The sequence below is a fragment of the Agrobacterium tumefaciens genome, from assembly GCA_025559845.1.
In the GTDB taxonomy this organism is placed as follows: Bacteria; Pseudomonadota; Alphaproteobacteria; order Rhizobiales; family Rhizobiaceae; genus Agrobacterium.
On the sequence record CP048469.1, the window covers coordinates 2,455,297 to 2,474,871 of the forward strand.

At 56.7% G+C, this 19,575-nt stretch carries 17 protein-coding genes; 7 read left to right on the plus strand and 10 right to left on the minus strand.

Annotated features, from left to right (window positions below):
- Positions 1-10: 10 nt before the first annotated feature.
- Positions 11-3,697, minus strand: coding sequence for a response regulator (locus FY156_12460; protein UXS02219.1), 3,687 nt, complete (start codon positions 3,695-3,697; stop codon positions 11-13).
- Between the two features lie 505 nt (positions 3,698-4,202).
- Between FY156_12460 and FY156_12465 the strand changes: the two genes are divergently transcribed.
- A complete protein-coding gene (locus tag FY156_12465; GenBank protein UXS02220.1) occupies positions 4,203-5,666 on the plus strand; it encodes a DEAD/DEAH box helicase in 1,464 nt (487 codons plus the stop codon).
- Between the two features lie 66 nt (positions 5,667-5,732).
- Here the strand turns inward: FY156_12465 and FY156_12470 are convergent, their stop codons facing one another.
- The 3 genes from FY156_12470 to FY156_12480 form a co-directional block, all read right to left on the minus strand.
- Positions 5,733-6,641 (minus strand): EamA family transporter, encoded by a 909-nt coding sequence (locus FY156_12470; protein UXS02221.1) that lies wholly within the window; start codon positions 6,639-6,641, stop codon positions 5,733-5,735.
- Positions 6,642-6,801: 160 nt separating this feature from the next.
- A complete protein-coding gene (locus tag FY156_12475; GenBank protein ID UXS02222.1) occupies positions 6,802-7,188 on the minus strand; it encodes a DoxX family protein in 387 nt (128 codons plus the stop codon).
- Positions 7,189-7,437: 249 nt separating this feature from the next.
- Entirely contained in the window at positions 7,438-7,914 is a 477-nt protein-coding gene (locus FY156_12480; protein ID UXS02223.1) for an Lrp/AsnC family transcriptional regulator, read from the minus strand.
- A 129-nt stretch (positions 7,915-8,043) separates the two neighbouring features.
- On the opposite strand from FY156_12480, the gene FY156_12485 reads away from it, so the two are divergent.
- Positions 8,044-8,463, plus strand: coding sequence for a DUF2000 domain-containing protein (locus FY156_12485; protein UXS02224.1), 420 nt, complete (start codon positions 8,044-8,046; stop codon positions 8,461-8,463).
- Between the two features lie 9 nt (positions 8,464-8,472).
- Here the strand turns inward: FY156_12485 and FY156_12490 are convergent, their stop codons facing one another.
- Together FY156_12490 and FY156_12495 are read right to left on the minus strand one after the other, a co-directional pair.
- Positions 8,473-9,090 (minus strand): L,D-transpeptidase, encoded by a 618-nt coding sequence (locus tag FY156_12490; GenBank protein UXS02225.1) that lies wholly within the window; start codon positions 9,088-9,090, stop codon positions 8,473-8,475.
- 80 nt (positions 9,091-9,170) lie between these two features.
- Entirely contained in the window at positions 9,171-10,067 is an 897-nt protein-coding gene (locus FY156_12495) for a DMT family transporter (protein ID UXS02226.1), read from the minus strand.
- A gap of 374 nt (positions 10,068-10,441) precedes the next feature.
- Between FY156_12495 and FY156_12500 the strand changes: the two genes are divergently transcribed.
- The 4 genes from FY156_12500 to FY156_12515 are packed head-to-tail and all read left to right on the plus strand — an operon-like array spanning position 10,442 to position 14,249.
- A complete protein-coding gene (locus FY156_12500) occupies positions 10,442-11,851 on the plus strand; it encodes a circularly permuted type 2 ATP-grasp protein (GenBank protein UXS02227.1) in 1,410 nt (469 codons plus the stop codon).
- A 3-nt stretch (positions 11,852-11,854) separates the two neighbouring features.
- A complete protein-coding gene (locus FY156_12505) occupies positions 11,855-12,796 on the plus strand; it encodes an alpha-E domain-containing protein (protein ID UXS02228.1) in 942 nt (313 codons plus the stop codon).
- A 21-nt stretch (positions 12,797-12,817) separates the two neighbouring features.
- Positions 12,818-13,639, plus strand: coding sequence for a transglutaminase family protein (locus FY156_12510; protein ID UXS02229.1), 822 nt, complete (start codon positions 12,818-12,820; stop codon positions 13,637-13,639).
- A gap of 13 nt (positions 13,640-13,652) precedes the next feature.
- Entirely contained in the window at positions 13,653-14,249 is a 597-nt protein-coding gene (locus FY156_12515) for a class I SAM-dependent methyltransferase (GenBank protein UXS02230.1), read from the plus strand.
- A 16-nt stretch (positions 14,250-14,265) separates the two neighbouring features.
- Here FY156_12515 and FY156_12520 read toward each other — a convergent pair whose 3' ends face one another.
- On the minus strand, positions 14,266-15,078 hold the full coding sequence (locus tag FY156_12520; protein ID UXS02231.1) for a transglutaminase family protein: 813 nt from the start codon (positions 15,076-15,078) through the stop codon (positions 14,266-14,268).
- Positions 15,079-15,172: 94 nt separating this feature from the next.
- On the opposite strand from FY156_12520, the gene FY156_12525 reads away from it, so the two are divergent.
- Positions 15,173-15,598: a lactoylglutathione lyase gene (locus tag FY156_12525; GenBank protein UXS02232.1), complete on the plus strand. Its 426-nt coding sequence runs from the start codon at positions 15,173-15,175 to the stop codon at positions 15,596-15,598.
- A gap of 50 nt (positions 15,599-15,648) precedes the next feature.
- Here the strand turns inward: FY156_12525 and FY156_12530 are convergent, their stop codons facing one another.
- The 3 genes from FY156_12530 to FY156_12540 form a co-directional block, all read right to left on the minus strand.
- Positions 15,649-16,644 carry a GguC protein gene (locus tag FY156_12530; protein ID UXS02233.1) on the minus strand — a complete coding sequence of 332 codons (996 nt, stop codon included), beginning with the start codon at positions 16,642-16,644 and terminating at the stop codon, positions 15,649-15,651.
- Between the two features lie 120 nt (positions 16,645-16,764).
- Positions 16,765-17,961, minus strand: a complete 1,197-nt coding sequence (locus FY156_12535) for a sugar ABC transporter permease (protein UXS02234.1) — start codon at positions 17,959-17,961, stop codon at positions 16,765-16,767.
- Positions 17,958-19,496 (minus strand): sugar ABC transporter ATP-binding protein, encoded by a 1,539-nt coding sequence (locus FY156_12540; protein ID UXS02235.1) that lies wholly within the window; start codon positions 19,494-19,496, stop codon positions 17,958-17,960. Before FY156_12540 ends, FY156_12535 begins: the two co-directional genes overlap by 4 nt.
- Positions 19,497-19,575: the final 79 nt, after the last annotated feature.

The window sequence follows — 19,575 nt, forward strand, 5'->3', positions numbered from 1 at the left end:
TGCAAGGTGCCTATTGAGTGGAGCCCTTGGGTTTGTCCTGACGTGGCGCGTTACTCTCGAGCCACTGGGCGACCTTGCCTTCCAGTATTTCCGGACTGATCGGCTTCGATAAGTAATCGTCCATACCGGCTGCAAAACACAGGTCGCGATCGGCATCGAGTGCGTGCGCTGTAACGCCGATGATGGGAACATGCCGGCCACCCCCGGAAGCCCGCTCCTCTGCCCGGATTGCTTGCGTGGCCTGGTGGCCATTCATCACGGGCATGGAAACGTCCATCAGAATGACAGCAGGGTTAAACTCCTGCCAGGCCTGTACAGCCTTCTTGCCATTGTTGACGATGCGAAACCGCAAGCCGGTCTGCTGAAGTATCTGCGTGAAGACAATCTGGTTGACGTCATTGTCTTCTGCGACAAGCACGTCAAGCAGGCACGGCCGCCCCCGCTCTGCAGGCGCGGGCATGACGACCTCATTCCGATCGGCTTTCTTCGTATTGTCTTCGCGCGGTCTCTCCACGCTTTGCGCTGAACCGTCAGAGCGTCCAGCGTGCTGGCCGCGTTTCAGCCGCACATCGCGCACAACGTCGAACAGCGTCGAACGCAAAAGCCTTGCGCGCGCAGGCTTCATCAGATGCGCCTGCACATTGAGATCGGTGAACAGGCTTTCGTCGCCAACAACATCCATGGACGTCAGGAAAACGATGGCGATGTTGTCGAAACGGCAATCGGAACGTATGCGCTCGACAACATCCAGCCCGTTCATGACTGGCATATGATAGTCCAGGATGATGGCGTCGATATCAAAGCCGATGACAGAGGCCTCATGCAGAATGGCAAGACCGGCAGCCCCGCTTTCAGCGGCATAGCCATCCACGCCCCACGTATGCAGTTGTTCGGTCAATATGCGGCGATTGACGTCATTGTCATCGATCACAAGTACGCGGACGTCATCGATCGAAACCGTATGAGCGGATACATCGTCACGTCGCTCGGTGACCTGGAACGGAATGCTGACGGTGAAGGTCGACCCTTGTCCCACGCGGCTGTCGACGTGAATGGCGCCATCGAAAAGCCCGACAAGTCCCACCGTGATTGCCAGCCCAAGGCCCGTACCCTCATGCCTGCGTGTCGCCGAACTGTCGACCTGGCTGAACTTGTCGAAAATCGTTTCCAGCTTGTCGGAAGGAATGCCGATACCGCTGTCCTCGACACGCAGCGTCAAAATCGCCTCTGAAGCCTCGGCCGACTGGGCTGACAGTTCGACCAGCACATGGCCGGTCTCGGTGAACTTGATCGCATTGCCAACAAGGTTGGTAACGATCTGTCGAAACCGACCGGCGTCGCCGATAACCCTGCCGCGCACGGACGGGTCGATACGGACGACCAGTTCTATGTCCTTGTCCAGTGCCGCCGAAGACAAGAGTGACACGACGTCTTCCAATGCCTCCACCGCATCGAAAGGCACATTGCGCAATTTCATCTGCCCAGCCTCGATCTTGGAAAAATCGAGGATGTCGTTGATGATCGTCAGCAGGGCATTGCCGGATTTGACAATAATGTCCGTGAAGGTTTTCTGGCGCGTATCCAGATTGGATTTTGCCAAAAGTTCGGCCATGCCGAGTACGCCATTCATTGGCGTTCGGATCTCGTGGCTCATATTGGCAAGAAATTCGGACTTGGCACGGTCGGCAGCTTCGGCGCGTGACAGCAGACGCTCCAGTTCGGCTTCGCGCACCTTCATTTCGGTGACGTCAGTTACGATAACCAGCCAATAGGCTCCAGAACTGTTGGTCGCCTCCAGATTGAGCCACGACTTGCCGGCAACATGGATAAGCCAGGAAAACGGAATGTTGGCAGCGATGCTGTCTTTCCAGGCACGAAGCGTTGCCGCCGCCTCGTCGGCGGTGCCAAAGTCACCACGCTTTGCACAATAAGCAAAGAAACCTGACCAGTTCCGTCCCTTTTCCAGCAGTTCTGGCGGGACATCGAACATCGCCGCCATCGCCTCGTTGGACATGATGATCGTGCCTTGCTCGACAAGAACAAGGCCCTGCGCCATGGCCCGCGTTGCGCCCTGCATATATTCGCCGACGCGCTCGAGATCGGCTTTTGTCTTGGTGATTTCCGCATCGCGCAATCGCACTTCCGTCACATCGGCGTAGGTGCTGAGAACCTTGCCACCGCTCAGGCGGGTTTTGGAGATGACCGTCATCCTGCCATTTTTGCTGCGGACCTCACGCGGCGCAGAAAACTCTTCGTTCAGAAGGCGCGCAACGCGTTGCTCATAAAGCTCTTCAAACGAAAGGTCGCCGTAGTCGTAGAGACCACTCTTGAAATTGCACTCCATGAAATAACGGTAGCTCTTGCCGACAAGCTCTCCGGCCTCCCCCACCCCACCCCACAGGTCGTAGAAGCACGAATTGGCATATTCGATGATGAGGTCTGCATTGATGAGCAGAACGCCCACCGGCAAGGCATGGAGAATGGCCTCAAGCTGGCGGTGCAACTCTTCAGCGTGGTTTTGCGCCGCAATCAGGTCGTTTTCACGCGTTTTCAGAACGCTGACATCGGTGATGGAACCGACAAGATAATGTTCGTCGTCCGGTGTAGAGACTCTTCCGAGCCGCGTGATGACTGGCACGGAGCCACCATCCGGCAGGGGTACGCTTTCAGCCTTCTCGATTGCCCCACCCGTTACCAGAATCTCTTCGTTTTCACGATGAAACTGATCTCCGGCTCCGGGAAACATCTCGCTTGCGGTCTTGCCGATATATCGGGCGAGATTGCCGCCCACGAACTTTTCATAGGCAGCATTGGCAAATGTCAGCCGACGCTGGTCGTCGCGAAGGAAAACCGCGACGGGCAATTGTTCCAGCGCCTCACGCAACAGCCAGGTTTCACGGATATGTTTGCTGAGAAGCGCTTCGTGCGACTTGAACTCGGTGACGTCGATACGCAGGCCAACCAGCATGCCGTTTTCGAGCCGTCTGTTGACAACGCGCACCCATCGCCCGTCGCAAATCTGCTCGACCGCTTCCGAATGCGCCAGGGAAAGCTCGCGCAGCCTTGCATCGACCCAGGCGCGCATATCAGGCTCATCACAAGCCGGTCCATAGCCCGTTTCCATGCAGGCGCGATAACAGGACTCCAGCGAACTCTCGAGTGTCAGCCCGGCCGCCAGTTCAACATCAAGCTCGCGATAGAATTCCGCAAACCGGGCATTGCAATAGACAAGTCGATCGTCGCGGTCGTAGATGACGATCCCGGCGTCGATCAGATCGATCACCCCACTGTCCAGCAACAGATCCGCAGCAGTGGTCTTGCTGAACGGGGTTTCCGGCTCGAAAGCCGGCATGACCTCGAACACTTCGAACAGATAAAAACTTCCGTCGTCGCCGGTGAAGCGCTCGCAACGAGCGTCATAACGTCCCTGTACACTGCGCCCGAAACAGGAAACCACTTCCTCGGTGGCAAATACCAGAGATCGGCGTTCCTTGTCTTCGCGGTCAGCACTTGGTGCGTTATTGGACAGTGATGATGTTGTTCGGCCCGCGAGCTGCTCGACCGTCGACCCCATGAAACGGCCGTATGCTGCATTCACGACGACATAACGCAGTTCGCTGTCCTTGATGCATGCGGGCAAATCCAGAGCTTCGACCGCCCTGCACGCTTTTTCCAGCAACCCGCCGCCCTCGGTCATACGATATTCCACGCCGCGCAAATCCATCCCGTCGAATCAAATAGTTCAGGACAATTTCCCGTAGAACGTTAGGGGAGAAACCAACCCTTTGCTATGTACTTGAGAGAACAACAACCAATTGTTAACGACAATTGTCTGATTGATGCCCAAATCTGGCACATACGCACGCGAGTTCGCGCCCGAATCACCGCCGCGACATATCAGCCATGCGTTGTCCGAAGGCCCGTTTTCGAAACTATTGCTTGACTTTGCAGCGCAAAACGCCCACATGCTCCGATTGAGCTTTCACCTTCGGCAGCCGCGTGAGCTGCAGCGAACCCAAGATATTCCAACGCATGAAGGAAAAGCGCAACCGATACAGAAGACGGCATTTGCCGCACTGATGCGCAGAGAGTTATTCCAACCCACAAGTTCCCAATTCACGCGGGGTTCTTGACGCCGAAACCACCGGACAGCAGCAACTGTTCCGGTCGATTTTGTTTTGGCGCCCCGAAAGGCGATACTATTGACCAGTTTTAACGAACTCGGCCTCTCCGAAAAGATTGTGGCTAGCGTTACCCAGCTTGGCTACACAACCCCCACGCCCATTCAGGCAAAGGCCATTCCGCTGCTTCTCGAAGGCCGCGATCTGATCGGCCTCGCGCAGACCGGCACCGGCAAGACAGCCGCTTTCGGCCTTCCCATCATCGAAATGCTGCTGAAAAATGCAGACCGCCCGGCAAACCGCACGGCCCGTACGCTGATCCTTGCTCCGACGCGCGAACTGGTAAACCAGATCGGCGAAAACCTTCGTTCCTTTGTCCGCAAGACCCCTTTGCGCATCAACCAGGTCGTTGGCGGCGCATCGATCAACAAGCAGCAGCTCCAGCTTGAAAAAGGCAGCGATATTCTCGTTGCCACGCCGGGCCGTCTGCTGGACCTGATCGCGCGCAACGCAATCTCGCTGTCGAAGGTCACCTACCTTGTCCTCGACGAAGCGGACCAGATGCTCGATCTCGGCTTCATTCACGATCTGCGCAAGATTTCGAAGATGGTTCCGGCCAAGCGTCAGACGCTGCTGTTTTCGGCAACCATGCCCAAGACCATCGCTGATCTAGCTCACAGCTACCTGACCGATCCGGTCAAGGTCGAAGTGACGCCGCCCGGCAAGGCTGCCGACAAGGTCGAGCAGTACGTACACTTCGTTGCCGGCAAGAACGACAAGACTGAACTTCTGAAGAAGTCGCTGACCGAGAACCCGGACGGTCGTGCCATCGTCTTCCTCCGCACCAAGCACGGCGCAGAGAAGCTTTCGAAGCACCTGGAGCATGTCGGCTACAAAGTTGCCTCCATCCACGGCAACAAGAGCCAAGGCCAGCGTGAGCGCGCCCTGAAGGGCTTCAAGGACGGCGAAATCAAGGTTCTGGTTGCAACCGACGTTGCTGCCCGCGGCATCGATATTCCTGCCGTGACCCACGTCTTCAATTATGACCTGCCGGAAGTTCCTGACGCTTACGTGCACCGCATCGGCCGTACCGCCCGTGCCGGTCGTGATGGTATTGCCATTGCGTTCTGCGCACCGGATGAAACCCGTCTGCTGCACGACATCGAAAAACTGATGAAGATCGAAATTCCGGTCGCATCGGGTGAACGTCCTGCAGGGCTGGCAAGCCCGTCGCGCGGCAACAACAACAATCGCGGCCGCAACAACGGCGGCCAGCGCGGTCCCCGCGAAGGTGGACGTCACAACGGCGAATCCCGCCCGTCCCGCCACCATGGACACCGCGAGCACGAAGCCGACAACGATCTCGAAGTCACGTCGGATTTCAAGCGCGTGAAGCAGGCTGAAGGTGAAGCCGGCCGTCCTGCCGGTCCGCGCAAGCATCGCCGTCCGGCTCGCAAGCCTGGCACGAACCGCCACGCCCCGGCTGGCGGCAACGCGCCCGAGAAGCGCGCATCCGGCAATGGCAATCGCGGTCGCAACCGCTAAAGCGTTTCTGGCGCATTGACACAAAACTCGGACCCCGCAGGTGCAAGCCTGCGGGGTTTTCTTTGCCTAGCCACTCTGGGCAGCCGCACGCCGACGCTGCGGTAACGTCATGGCGAGGACCCCGATGATGACGCAGACAAGCCCGATCCACATGGCGGGAGTTGGGACCTCACCGAGAAACAGCATGCCGATACCGACACCCACCGGAACTCGCAGATAGGCCTGAGACGTTGTCCCGACCGAGCCCAGCGTCTGCATGAGCCGAAAGTAAATCATGAAGGCGAGTGCGGTCGAAAAGACACTCAGGCACAACAATGCTGCAATCGAGGCGTTGGACGGCGACAGCGTCCATGGTCGATCAACGACGACGCTTACGGGCAGCAGAATGATTGCACCGCAGATCAGCGACCCCGCAGCCGGCATGATTGGATTCAATCCCCTGAAATTCTTCCCGAAAATAGCCGCGCAAGCATAGGAAAAGGCGGCTGCCAGAATGGCAAACTGGCCCCACAGCATCTCGCCCGTACCATTGAGTGCTTCAAGGCCGATAATGAGGCATACGCCGGTCATACCGGCGATGGTTCCAAACAGCTTGCGCCCGCTCACCAACTCATGCCGGACGACAAGAGCGGTGAGAAGAAAGGTGAAGATGGGTGTTGTCGCATTGAGAATAACGGCAAGACCGGCATCGATATGCTGCTCGGCCCAGGCGATCAACGTGAAAGGCAACACGCTGTTGATACAGGCCTGAACCAGAAAAAGCCGCCAGGTCGCCATGTCCGTCGGGAGGCGCAGACCACGCAATCGCATGATCGTCAGCAGCAAAAGGCCGGCAATCAGCGTGCGTGCGGCAATCAACGTCAAAGGCGGAATGGTTTCCACGCCAATTTTGATAAACGTATAGGAGGAAGCCCAAAGTGCTGACAAACACGCCAGCAGCAGGAGTTCTCGCGCGATATTGGTCTGTGTCGTCACGGATCGGTCTTTCATAGACGATGAGGTCAGGCCATCTCTAACGCAAAAAACACATCAAAGCTTCGGTCGCCACCGAAGCTTTGCCTGCAAAGAAAAAAAGCCCTACATGGTCATCACCATGCAGGGCCTCAGGCAAATATGGAACTGCTAAAGCGGGAGATCAGCGGCGTTCATCGACCGACAGGGCTCCAGCGCCAGCAAACACCAGATACAGGAAGATGAAGCAGAAAAGGATTGCACCATCGCCACCGTTGAGAGCCGGGAAGAAGCTCTTCGGTGCATGGGCCATGAAATAGGCAACAGCCATCTGGCCGGAGAGAATGAAGGCAACCGGCCGCGTGAAGAAACCAACCAGGATCAGCAGACCGCCGACCAGTTCGAGCAGAGCGGCAACAAGCAACATCGGCGGCAGCGAGCCTTCCATCTGCGATGCAGGAAAGCCGAACAGCTTTTGTGTACCGTGTTCGATGAAAAGCAGCGCAGCGATGATGCGCAGGGCTGCAAGCGCGTAAGGTCTATAGCGAGACAGGTTGTCGAAAGAGGCCATTTCCAGATGCTCCGTTGATTTGGTGCCGCGCTCGATACAGCGCCTGAAACCGGTTATGGATACACGTATCACACACCGGAAATCACGTTTTCGATATTGTAGCATCCCTTTATATATGGAAATGGGGGATTTTCTACAGTGAGTTGTTTTTTATACGGAAAACAGAGATTTCACACTTACATATCAACCGCTGGTCTAGCCGAAGACTGAGTCAGAAAATTCGAGAAATTTTCGGCCTGAATCACCGTTTCAGACGAAATCGAGCGGCACTCCTTCGAACGCCTTCACTTCCTTCAGTACGAAGGTGGTCTGCATTTCCTTGATTCCCGGCAGGCGTCGCACCACGGACATCGCAAAATCGGCGTAACTGTCCAGATCCGGCGCCACGACCTGCATCAGAAAATCCGCGTCGCCGGCAATGCTGTAACACGCCACAACTTGCGGAAGCGCTGCAACCTGGCGGGAGAATAGCTCGGCCTCCTCCTCATTGTGGCTGTCGATCTTGACCCGGATGAATGCAAGGACACCAAGGCCGACCTGTCTCCGGTCTATACGTGCGGAATACCCTTGTATGACGCCCGTTTCCTCCAGTTGGCGCACGCGCCGCCAGCAGGGTGAAGCGGAAAGTCCGACTTCGTCGGCCAAGGCCTGATTGGTAAGCCGGCCGTCATCCTGCAACGAAGACAGAATTCGAACATCGACCGGTTCAAGCTTCGAATTTGGCATAACCTACCCCACACTGAAACAACGGAGGCAGAATCTACCAAATTTAGGCATGGAAGACCAGAAAAAGGCAGGTTCTTCCACTCAAGCACGATTATCTTCCGAAACACATCAGGAAGGAAGAACACGGACATGACAGACGACTTTCGCATCGCCATCATCATCAACCCGGAGATGCCAGCAGGCTGGATTGCCAACACCGTTGGTGCCGTCGGCATCGGGCTTGGCGCCAGCACACCCGACCTTGCTGCAGACCGACTTACGGACGGCCAGGGACGGTCGATCGAGATCAGCTCAAACCGCCCGGTTCCTGTTCTTCAGGCAGATAGCCAGGCGATCGGAAAACTGTTGCTCAAGGCACTGGAAACAAAACCTGAAGGCTCTGCCATAGTGCCCTTCCCGGCCTTCGCACGTACGTTGCACGCCTATGCGGACTACAGAGAGACCTTTCCCGAAAGGGATCTGTCAGCAGAGGAGATCGACGGCCTCGGAATTACCGGGCCGGCGAAATGGGTCAAATCCCTGACGGGCGCACTGAAATTGCTAAGGTAGAAGCCTAGCTCAGGCCTGCAGGACGACGACGCGGGCGCCGACAGGAACACGCGAATAGAGATCGATGATGTCGTGGTTCAGCATGCGAATGCAACCGCTGGACATGGCATGACCGATGGACTGTGGCTGATTGGTGCCGTGCAACCGGAACATTGTATCGTTGTTACCACGATAAAGGTAAAGCGCACGCGCACCGAGCGGATTGTTCGGACCGCCAGGCATGCCACCGGCGAATTTCAGGTTGCGCGGATCGCGTCGCATCATATTTGCTGTTGGCGTCCAGGATGGCCATTCCGCCTTACGACCAACATAGGCATCGCCCTTCAGTGCCAGTCCCTGTCGGCCGACACCAACGCCATACCGCATCGCCCGGCCATCGCCCATGACGTAATACAGACGGCGCGCCGGCGTATCGACAACAACGGTACCTGCTGGATGCGTCGTATCATAGGACACTTCCTGGCGGCGAAGCTCCGGCTTCACCTTGTCGAGATGCATGGCAGGAAGCGGGAATTTCTCATCCGGCTTCGCCGCATAATTGAGCCTTTGATGCGATACGCCTGAGCTTGCACAACCGGCCAACAACAGCGGTAGTCCAAACAGAACACCACGACGCGAAATAGACATGTAACCCCCGCCAAGAATCTTTCGATTAACGAGGGGTATAATTTTATGGTTAACAAACCTCTAATCTACATAGGCAAGTGTTAACCGCCGGACCCCGAAGCAACAGGTTTGCGATTTGCAAGGTAGACGCCCGCGACCGCAAGTACGGTCCCGGCCATCATCGCCGTCGTCAATGTCTCGCCAAACAGAACAGCCGCTTCGATGGCAGCAAGCGGAGGCACAAGATAGATCAGTGATGCGGCGCGCGACACCTGTCCCTTGCGAATAAGATAGAGCAACAAGGCAACCGCGCCGATGGAAATTGCCCCGACCGACCATGCAAGCGTCGCCAGAAGCCCCGTGCTCCAGTCGATGTGGCCATCCTCGAGCAAGAACGTGAATGGCACAGTTATCAGCAAAGCGCCGACATATTGCAGGGTCGCCACCGCCATGATGTTTCCGCCATGGACATGTTTCTTCTGGTAAAGCGTCCCGTAGGTGACCGAAACCATGCCAAGGACATTGATGGCCACAGCATAAAACGGCACCGGCACCCCGGCGGCCCCGACCGCCATCATCTTTGGCAAAACTGCGATCGCTATCCCCACGAAACCGATGACCAGTCCGGCACGCTGCGCATTGGACAATCGCTCGCCGATCACAAAAGGAGCGGCAACGGCAGTCATCAGCGGCTGCAATCCGGCAATGATACCACCGATTGCCGCCGGAACGCCCTGGCCAATCGCCCACCAGATCATGCCAAGATAGATGCCGTGCAGGAAGACGCCAGACAAAATCGCACGACCGATGTCCCTCCATCCCCGTGGCCAACTCACGCTTGCCACTCGACAGATCAGCCACAGAAAAATACCCGCCAGAGCATAGCGAAGACAGAGGAACGTCAGTGGCCCGGTATAGTGGACGGCATATTTTGCCGTCACCCACCCGGTTGACCAGAGAAAGACGAAAATGGCCGGAGCCAGACGGTCAAGAGACATGGTGCGTTCCGAAAACCTTGCCGTAATGGCGGCTTGAACGCCGGTAACTCCGTTACAGGCGAAGGTCAAAAGTCTTTTCGTGATCACATCGTTCAGTTTTTCTGATGAAACACCGACCAGCATCAGCAGAAAGCGAAAGAGCAAATTTTATGCATTCGCCCAATGGCCGCACAGTCCAGCAGCCCCTCTCCGCCCTGTCACCCGACGCAACCAATTTCGACGTGCCGCATTTATAGGCTAAATCTCAAAAATTGCTTCTTTTTTATAAGGATAGCTCGGCCACAATCCGGGAGAAAATCTTCAACCGGGGGCCTGCATAGTTCTTGCATTGCTTCTGACGTTGTATTCATATGGCAAAAAAGGGGACATCGAAGTTGGCATTTGACGAAATGATGAATGCGGACAACACGCCGCGAAACCCATACGAAAACTACAACGAGTGGTACAGTCGACAGGACAGCGCGCACCTGATCCAGAAGTCAAAAGACGCGGAAAACATCTTTCGGAAAACCGGCATTACTTTTGCCGTTTATGGCCACGCTGACAGTTCCGAGAAACTGATACCATTCGACATCATCCCGCGCATCATCTCCGGACGGGAATGGCGAAAGCTGGCGCAGGGTATCGAACAGCGGGTGCTCGCCCTCAACGCCTTCCTCGATGACATCTATCACAAGCAGGAAATCATTCGCGCCGGACGTATTCCCCGCGAACTCATTGAAAAGAATGAGGCCTTCCTGCCGGAAATGATCGGCTTCACGCCACCCGGCGGCGTTTATACTCACATCGTTGGCACGGATATCGTTCGCACCGGTGAAGACCAGTTCTATGTTCTCGAGGACAACGCCCGCACACCATCCGGTGTCAGCTACATGCTGGAAAACCGCGAAACGATGATGCAGATGTTCCCGGAACTGTTCCATGAGAACCGCGTGCAACGGGTGGAGGATTACCCCTACCTGCTGCGGCAGTCGCTGGCATCGCTTGCCCCGCCCGGCTGCACCGGCAAGCCGCGCGTCGCCGTCTTGACGCCGGGCATTTATAATTCCGCCTATTACGAGCATTCGTTCCTTGCCGACATGATGGGCGTCGAACTGGTGGAAGGATCTGACCTGCGTGTCATGGACGGCAAGGTCAAGATGCGCACCACCCGGGGTTACGAGGCAATTGACGTCCTCTATCGCCGCGTCGATGACGACTTCCTCGATCCGCTGACCTTCCGTCCGGATTCCGCCCTTGGCGTACCCGGCATCATGGATGTCTATCGTGCTGGCAATATCACCATTGCCAACGCACCCGGAACCGGCATTTCCGACGATAAGGCGATCTACTCCTATATGCCGGAGATCGTCGAGTTCTATACCGGTCGCAAGCCGCTTCTGGAAAATGTGCCGACATGGCGCTGTTCCGAGCCGGACAGCCTGAAATACGTTCTCGACAACCTGGCCGACCTTGTCGTCAAGGAAGTCCACGGTTCGGGCGGTTACGGCATGCTGGTCGGCCCGACGGCCTCGAAGCGGGAACGAGCGCTTTTCGCAGAGAAGCTGAGGGCGCGCCCGGCCAATTACATTGCGCAGCCCACGCTGTCGCTTTCGACCGTGCCGATCATGGTGAAAAACGGCATCGCGCCGCGCCATGTCGATCTTCGCCCCTATGTCCTCGTTTCTGACAAGGTGAAGATCATTCCCGGCGGTTTGACCCGCGTCGCGCTCAAGAAGGGCTCGCTCGTGGTCAATTCCAGCCAGGGCGGCGGCACCAAGGATACGTGGGTACTGGAGGACTAAGCCATGCTGGGCAGGACGGCAAACGGGCTCTACTGGATGTTCCGGTACATCGAGCGTGCAGAAAACATCGCCCGACTGATCGACGCGGGCTTACGCATGTCGCTGACACGCAGTGGCACCGGCGATGAAGACTGGGATGGCGTACTGCAAAGTGCGGGCGTACGCGAAGCGTTTCTTGAAACCAACGAAAAGGTAACGGCAGTCGACGCGATCGACTACCTGCTGCGTGAGAGATCAAACCCCTCCAGCGTCATGTCCTGCATCGAGTCAGGCCGCAACAACGCCCGCATGGTGCGGACGGCACTGACGCGTGAAACGTGGGAGGCAACGAACGAGTTCTGGATCGAACTGAAAAACCTCCTCGGTCGACGTGTGAAAGCCGCCGAACTGCCGCAAATCATCGATGTCATCAAACATCGCGCCGGACTGGTGCGCGGCGCGTTCCACGGCTCGATGCTGCGCAACGATCTCTACAATTTCTCGCGCATCGGCACGTTCATCGAGCGTGCGGACAACACCGCGCGTATTCTTGATGTGAAGTATTATGTGTTGCTGCCAGGTATGTCGCATGTCGGATCATCGCTCGACAACGTACAGTGGGAATCGATCCTGCGCTCAGCCTCTGCCCACCGTTCCTACGGCTGGGTGTATGACGCAGAGTACAAGCCTGCCAATATTGCCGATTTCCTGATCCTCAACGCCCGCATGCCACGCTCTCTTGCCTATTGCTACGACAAGATCGCCAGCAATCTCAATTACATTGCAGAGGATTACGGCGAGCGGCACCAGGCTCACGAAACGGCCGAAAGCATCCGCAACACCTTGCACACGACGACGATCAATCGCGTCATGGATGAAGGCTTGCACGAGTTTCTGGAAAGATTCGTCATCCGCAATGGACAGTTGGGGCAGGAAATCACGGAAGGCTACCGCTTCTATCAGTAAGCGCGTGGACGGGGACAGGGTATGCGTCTGAAAATCACCCATACGACAGAATATGTCTATGACGAGCCAATGCCTTATGCCTTGCAAAGGTTGCGGTTGACACCGCAGACCGGCCCTTGCCAGAAGGTCGAGGATTGGGCTGTCGCAGTCGATGGCGCGACCGTCGAAGTGACCTATGACGACCATTTCGGCAACAGGGTCTCTCTGGTGGAAACCGAAGGTCCACAGCAGCAGGTCAAGGTAATTGCAAGCGGCGTTGTCGAGACCGAAGACAGGGCCGGTGTCTACGGTTACCACATCGGCAATGCACCGCTCTGGCTTTTTCTGCGCGAAACACCACGCACCAAGCCGGGAAAGCTCATTCGGGAGCTGGTCAAGGTGAGCAATGGCGAGAGCGAACTGGCGCGTCTGCACGACCTGATGGAAAACATCCATCGCAAGGTCGAATATGTTCCTGGCGCAACAGACCCGGAAACAACCGCTGAACTGGCGCTGGAAACCGGCAAGGGTGTGTGCCAAGACCACACCCACATTCTTGTATCTGCGGCGCGCCTGATCGGCCTGCCGGCCCGTTACGTTTCCGGTTATCTTATGATGGAGGACGTGGCAGAGCAGACTGCGACCCATGCCTGGGCTGAGGTGCACCTGGAAGGACTTGGCTGGGTCGGTTTCGACGCTGCCAACAACATCTGCCCCGACGACCGATATGTGCGCATCGCATCCGGCCTGTGCTATCGCGATTGCGCGCCTGTCTCCGGCATGCGGATCGGCCAGGCCGGCGAAACCCTGAACGTCTCGGTAACCGTCCAGCAATCGCAGAGCCAGAGCCAATCACAAAGCTGACGGTGATAAAACAGTGACGGGCAAGGACGACGAAACAATCGGCTTTTACAAGCAAAATGCCGATGCCTATACGTCGGCAATGCGCAACGCGAACATTCTGTATCTCGAGCCGTTTCTCCAAAAGCTGCCGCCTGGCGCAACGATCCTTGAACTTGGCTGCGGTAGCGGCCAGGACAGCGCTTTCATGCTTGAAAGAGGCTTTGACGTTCATCCGACAGATGGCACACCGGCAATAGTCGCGGCGGCACAGGCAAGACTGGGTGTTCCCGTCAGGCAACTGTTCTTTGATGAACTGGATGACGAGGAGCGATATGAGGGCATCTGGGCAAATGCCTGCCTGTTGCACGCGCCTCGCCCCTCCCTGTCAGGCATCGTAGGCCGTATTTACCGTGCCCTGAAGCGGCGGGGCGTTTTCCATGCAAGTTTCAAGGCAGGTGAAACGGACGGCCGCGACCGGTTTGGTCGGTATTTCAATTACCCCACGCAAGAATGGCTGACGGACGCCTACATGCGGCATGGCTGGCAGGAGCTGGCGATCGAAACACGGCAAGGCAGCGGCTATGACAGAGAGCCGACCGAATGGCTCCATATCACAGCCATCAAGGCATAATCTAATCAGCCTACTATCATGACAAGACACCACCCGGCTTGTGCCGATGCGCATGAGATCCTCCAGGAATAGCCGGCACCCGGCCGTCACGGATACGTCCTACTCGCGCATTCATCCAGTGTCGTATGACGAAAGAATAGAGCAGGCCTTTTACCCCGTGGAACGCCTGTCTGTGTTGCCGATAAAAGGCATCAGGACTGTTGAACAGGCCAAGATCCTGATTGATTCCAGTCTTCTGGATATAGGTGCTGCGCCCGGTCCATGTGACGGCGGGCGCGTCAAGACAATCCGTTCCCGCGCCATAACCACACAAGGATGAGCCCTGCTCCGCAAAATGCGTTTGCAGGCTTCTCAGAAACCGCGCGTCGAGAATAAAGCCTTCCAGCTCGATCCATCGATCTTCGAACCAGATCTCGACCCAACTGTGCAGAATGCTGTCAGGCGCGATGCCGTAGACGATTTCGGGCACGATACCCCGCTGCAATCCCTTGTGGATCGTGAAGCCGTGCAGACGGCATGGGATTTCCAAAGCGCGCAGCAGTGCCATCAGCAAGATGGCCTTGGTATTGCATTGCCCATAGCCGTCGGCAAGCACAGCCGTGGCAGGAACATCGTCTGCCCGATTGTAACCGAAGGCGACATCGTTTCTTACGAAGTCATAGGCCGCACCAATGCGCTCGAACGGCGACAACATGGCCCATCCTCTTGCGGCAAGAAGCGCCTGTATGCTGCGCGAGCGATAATTCAACAACGGCGTCTCCACCAGATAAGCCTTCACCTCTTTTCCTCCATGAACGCCGCCTCCATCAATTGCGACAATGGCTAGCATCTATAGCAACTAGAGGTTCAAGCCCCTTCTCAACAAAATGGTAGACGTCGTGATGAAAGGCAGTGAGACTGGCAGGAATGCAGGGAGAAAGACTATGAAGCCACTCGGCGGCATTATGGAGACAGCCATCTACGCCGATGATCTGGAGGCCGCCGAGCAGTTTTATGGTGAGGTTTTCGGACTTGAAATGGTCAGGAGACTTCCGGGGCAGTTCGTGTTTTTCCGTTGTGGGCAACAGATGTTGCTGATCTTCGACCCGGAGAAATCCCACAAGGCGGACGAGCGCAATCCCATCCCGCGTCACGGTACGGCAGGTCAGGGACATTTCTGTTTTCGGGTAAAAGACAGTACGGAGGTCGATGCATGGCGCGATCGTTTCATCGCTCTCGGCATTGCTGTCGAACATTACCATCGCTGGGGCAATGACAGCCGGTCGGTCTACATCCGCGACCCCGCAGGAAATTCGGTCGAGGTGGGCGAAGGACGACTTTGGGGCTTCGACGGAATGCCCCCCTCATAAAAAAGCCCCGCCTGTTTCCAGCCGGGACCCTGATCGTTCATACCACCAGATCAGATCTGACGGACGGCAATCTCTTCTTCCGCATCGACGGCAAGCGGGTTTTTCAGCGCCAGGCCAAAACCAGCGGCTTCGATTTCGAATACGTCGCCCGCCTCCGGCTTCACGCCATCTGCGAAGGAAAGCGTTGCAGTGCCGAACATGTGGACATGCACGTCGCCCGGTGCACGGAACAATCCATATTTGAAATGGTGATATTCGAGGTTTGCGAAGGTGTGGGACATGTTGTCTTCACCCGAAACGAACGGCTTTTCGAAAATCACCTTGTCGCCACGACGAATGCGCGACGTACCGCGAATGTCCGAGGGCGGTGCGCCAACGCGGATTTCCGGGCCAAAGCTTGCCGGACGCAGCTTGGAATGCGCCAGATAAAGGTAGTTGATCCGCTCGGTGACGTGGTCGGAGAACTCGTTCGAAACAGCAAAGCCGATGCGGACTGGTTCGCCCTTGTCAGAGATAACGTAGATGCCAGCCATCTCAGGCTCTTCGCCACCGTCAAGCGCGAAGGATGGAGAGGTGAGCGCCGCACCAGGAGCGGCAGCAACGTAGCCGTTGCCCTTATAGAACCATTCCGGCTGAACGCCCTTTTCACCGGCCTTCGGCTTGCCGTTCTCAAGGCCCATGCGGAACATTTTCATAGAATCCGTCAGGCTTTCCTCGGCGGCTTCCGTTGTCTTCTTGTGCATGCTGTCACGCGTTGCAGCGGAGCCGAGATGCGTCAGACCCGTACCCGTCAGATGAAGATGCGCCGGGTCCGGATGCGTGATCGGCGGCAGAAAACGGCCTTCTGCATAGACCTTCTCAAGGTCGACAGTCTCGCCCAGACCATGCGCGGAAATGACATCCGCAAGGCTCTTGCCACCGTTGGCGGCTTCCATGGCAAGCGCATAAACGGATTCTGCGTTGTTGACGGCACGCGCTTCGCCGCCCTCTTCGCGAACTGCCACGACGATCTTGCCGCTGGTGTCCTTGATCTGTGAAATTAGCACGGTCATTCCTTCCTAAGGCGCTTTACGCCTGTCTCTCAAACCTGCGGCGCAATGCGCCTGCATCTTATGAAAGTGGCCGGAACCCGGCCACTTTTTTGCTTGCTATATCGAGCTGGACAATCAGCCCTTGTTTTTGTTGTAGACGTCGAAGAACACAGCAGCGAGAAGCACGAGGCCCTTCACCATCTGCTGGAAATCGATGCCAAGACCGACGATCGACATGCCGTTGTTCATGACACCCATGATGAAGGCGCCGATAACCGCACCGGTGATCTTGCCGACGCCGCCGGATGCAGAAGCACCGCCGATGAAGCAGGCCGCGATCACGTCCAGTTCGAAGCCAACACCGGCTTTCGGTGTCGCCGAGTTGAGGCGAGTTGCGATGATCATGCCAGCCAGGCCGGCAAGAACGCCCATGTTGATGAAGGTCAGGAAGTTCAGCCGCTCGGTATTGATACCGGAAAGCTTCGTCGCCTTCTCGTTGCCACCCAGCGCATAGATGCGGCGACCAATGGTGGTACGGCGCGTCACGAAGCTATAGAGCACGATCAGAGCAATCATCACGATCAGAACGTTCGGCAGGCCACGATAGGTCGACAGCTGATAGCCGAGGAACAGGATCGCAGCGGAAATGACGAGGTTCTGGGCGATGAAGAAGCCGAACGGCTCGACATCGATGCCGTGCTGTACGTTCACGGCACGACGACGCCAGGCCAGATAGAACAGAATGATCGGTGCGAGTACGGTCAGGATCATGGAGGTCGTGTTAAGACCTTCGATACCGCCGATATCAGGCAGGAAGCCGGTGCTGATGACCTGGAAATCGGCCGGGAACGGACCAATGTTCTTGCCGCCCAGCACGAAAAGCGTCAGGCCTCGGAACACCAGCATGCCCGCCAGCGTCACGATGAACGACGGAATGCGGTGATAGGCAACCCAATAGCCCTGCGCAGCACCGATGATGCCGCCGATGACAAGACAAATGAGCGCCGCGAGGAACGGGTTCATGCCCCATTGCACCGTCAATATGGCGGCGATCGCGCCGACAAACGCAACAATCGACCCCACCGAAAGATCGATGTGTCCCGCGACGATGACGAGCAGCATGCCCAACGCCATGATGACGATGAACGAGTTCTGCAGAACGAGGTTCGTCAGGTTAACCGGGCGGAACAGAATGCCGCCGGTATAAAACTGGAAGAAAACCATGATGGCGACGAGCGCGATCAGCATGCCGTATTCGCGGATGTTGGCGCGAATGTAGGACGACACGGAGATGATGTTGCTTTCTTCTTTTGTTGTATTGGCCGAACTCATGAGTTCTTCTCCCCTGAGCGCATGATAGCGCGCATGATGCTTTCCTGGCTCGCCTCTCCCTTCGGCAGTTCGGCAACGATGCGGCCTTCGTTCATGACGTAGATGCGGTCGCAATTGCCGAGCAATTCTGGCATTTCCGATGAAATCATCAGAACGCCTTTGCCGTCGGCAGCGAGCTGGTTGATGATGGTGTAGATTTCATATTTGGCACCGACGTCGATACCGCGCGTCGGTTCATCGAGGATCAGAACCTCGGGATTGGAGAACAGCCACTTCGACAGCACGACCTTCTGCTGGTTGCCGCCCGAAAGATTGACCGTCTCCTGGAAGATGCCCGAAGACCGGATGCGCAGGCGCGTGCGAAAATCGCTCGCCACCTTCATCTCCCTGATGTCATCGATAACCCCCGCATTGGAGACACCGGCCAGGTTGGCGAGTGTCGTGTTGTGCAGGATGTTGTCGTTCAACACCAGACCGAGATGCTTGCGGTCTTCCGTGACATAAGCGAGACCCGCATCGATTGCCTTGCGAACCGTACTGACGTCGACGGCCTTTCCGTCCATCAGCACCTCGCCGGTGATCTTGTGGCCGTAGGACTTGCCGAACACGCTCATCGCGAATTCCGTACGCCCCGCACCCATCAGACCCGCGATGCCGACAACCTCGCCCTTGCGGACGGTGATGTTGATGTCGTGCAGCATCTGGCGATCGCGGTGGTGCTGGTGATAAGCGTTCCAGTTCTTCACTTCGAGAATGGTTTCGCCAATCGGCACATCGCGTGGTGGATAACGATCTTCCAGATCGCGGCCCACCATGTTGCGGATGATGACGTCTTCGCTGATTTCTTCCTTATGACAGTCGAGCGTCTTCACGGTCATTCCGTCGCGCAGCACGGTGATCTGGTCGGCCACCTTGCGCACTTCGTTCAGCTTGTGGGTGATGATGATCGACGTCATGCCCTGCTTGCGGAACTCCATAAGCAGGTTCAGCAACGCTTCGGAATCGGTTTCGTTGAGCGACGCCGTCGGCTCATCGAGAATGAGCAGCTTCACGCTCTTCGACAACGCCTTGGCGATTTCGACGAGCTGCTGCTTGCCGACGCCAATGTCGGTGATGAGGGTTTCAGGCGATTCCTTCAACCCGACCTTCTTCAGAAGCTCGCGGGTGCGGTTGAACGTCGTCTGCCAGTTGATGACGCCGCTCGACGCAACTTCATTGCCGAGAAAGATGTTCTCAGCAATCGACAGCAGCGGCACGAGCGCCAGTTCCTGGTGAATGATGATGATGCCGATATCTTCGCTATCGTTGATCGCGCGAAAATTACGGACGGCGCCGTCGTAGTGAATTTCACCTTCATAGGTGCCCGCGGGATAAACACCGGAAAGGACCTTCATCAAAGTCGACTTTCCAGCGCCGTTCTCACCGACGAGTGCGTGGATCTCACCTTCCTTCACTTGGAGGTTGACGTTCTCAAGCGCCTTCACGCCTGGAAACGTCTTGGTGATGTTCCGCATTTCGAGAATGGTATTGGCCATATCGCAATCCAGCGCCCGATTAATTCCGGGGTTTTTATTTTTATGGAGAGCGGGGAAAGCTGCAAGCCTTCCCCGCGAT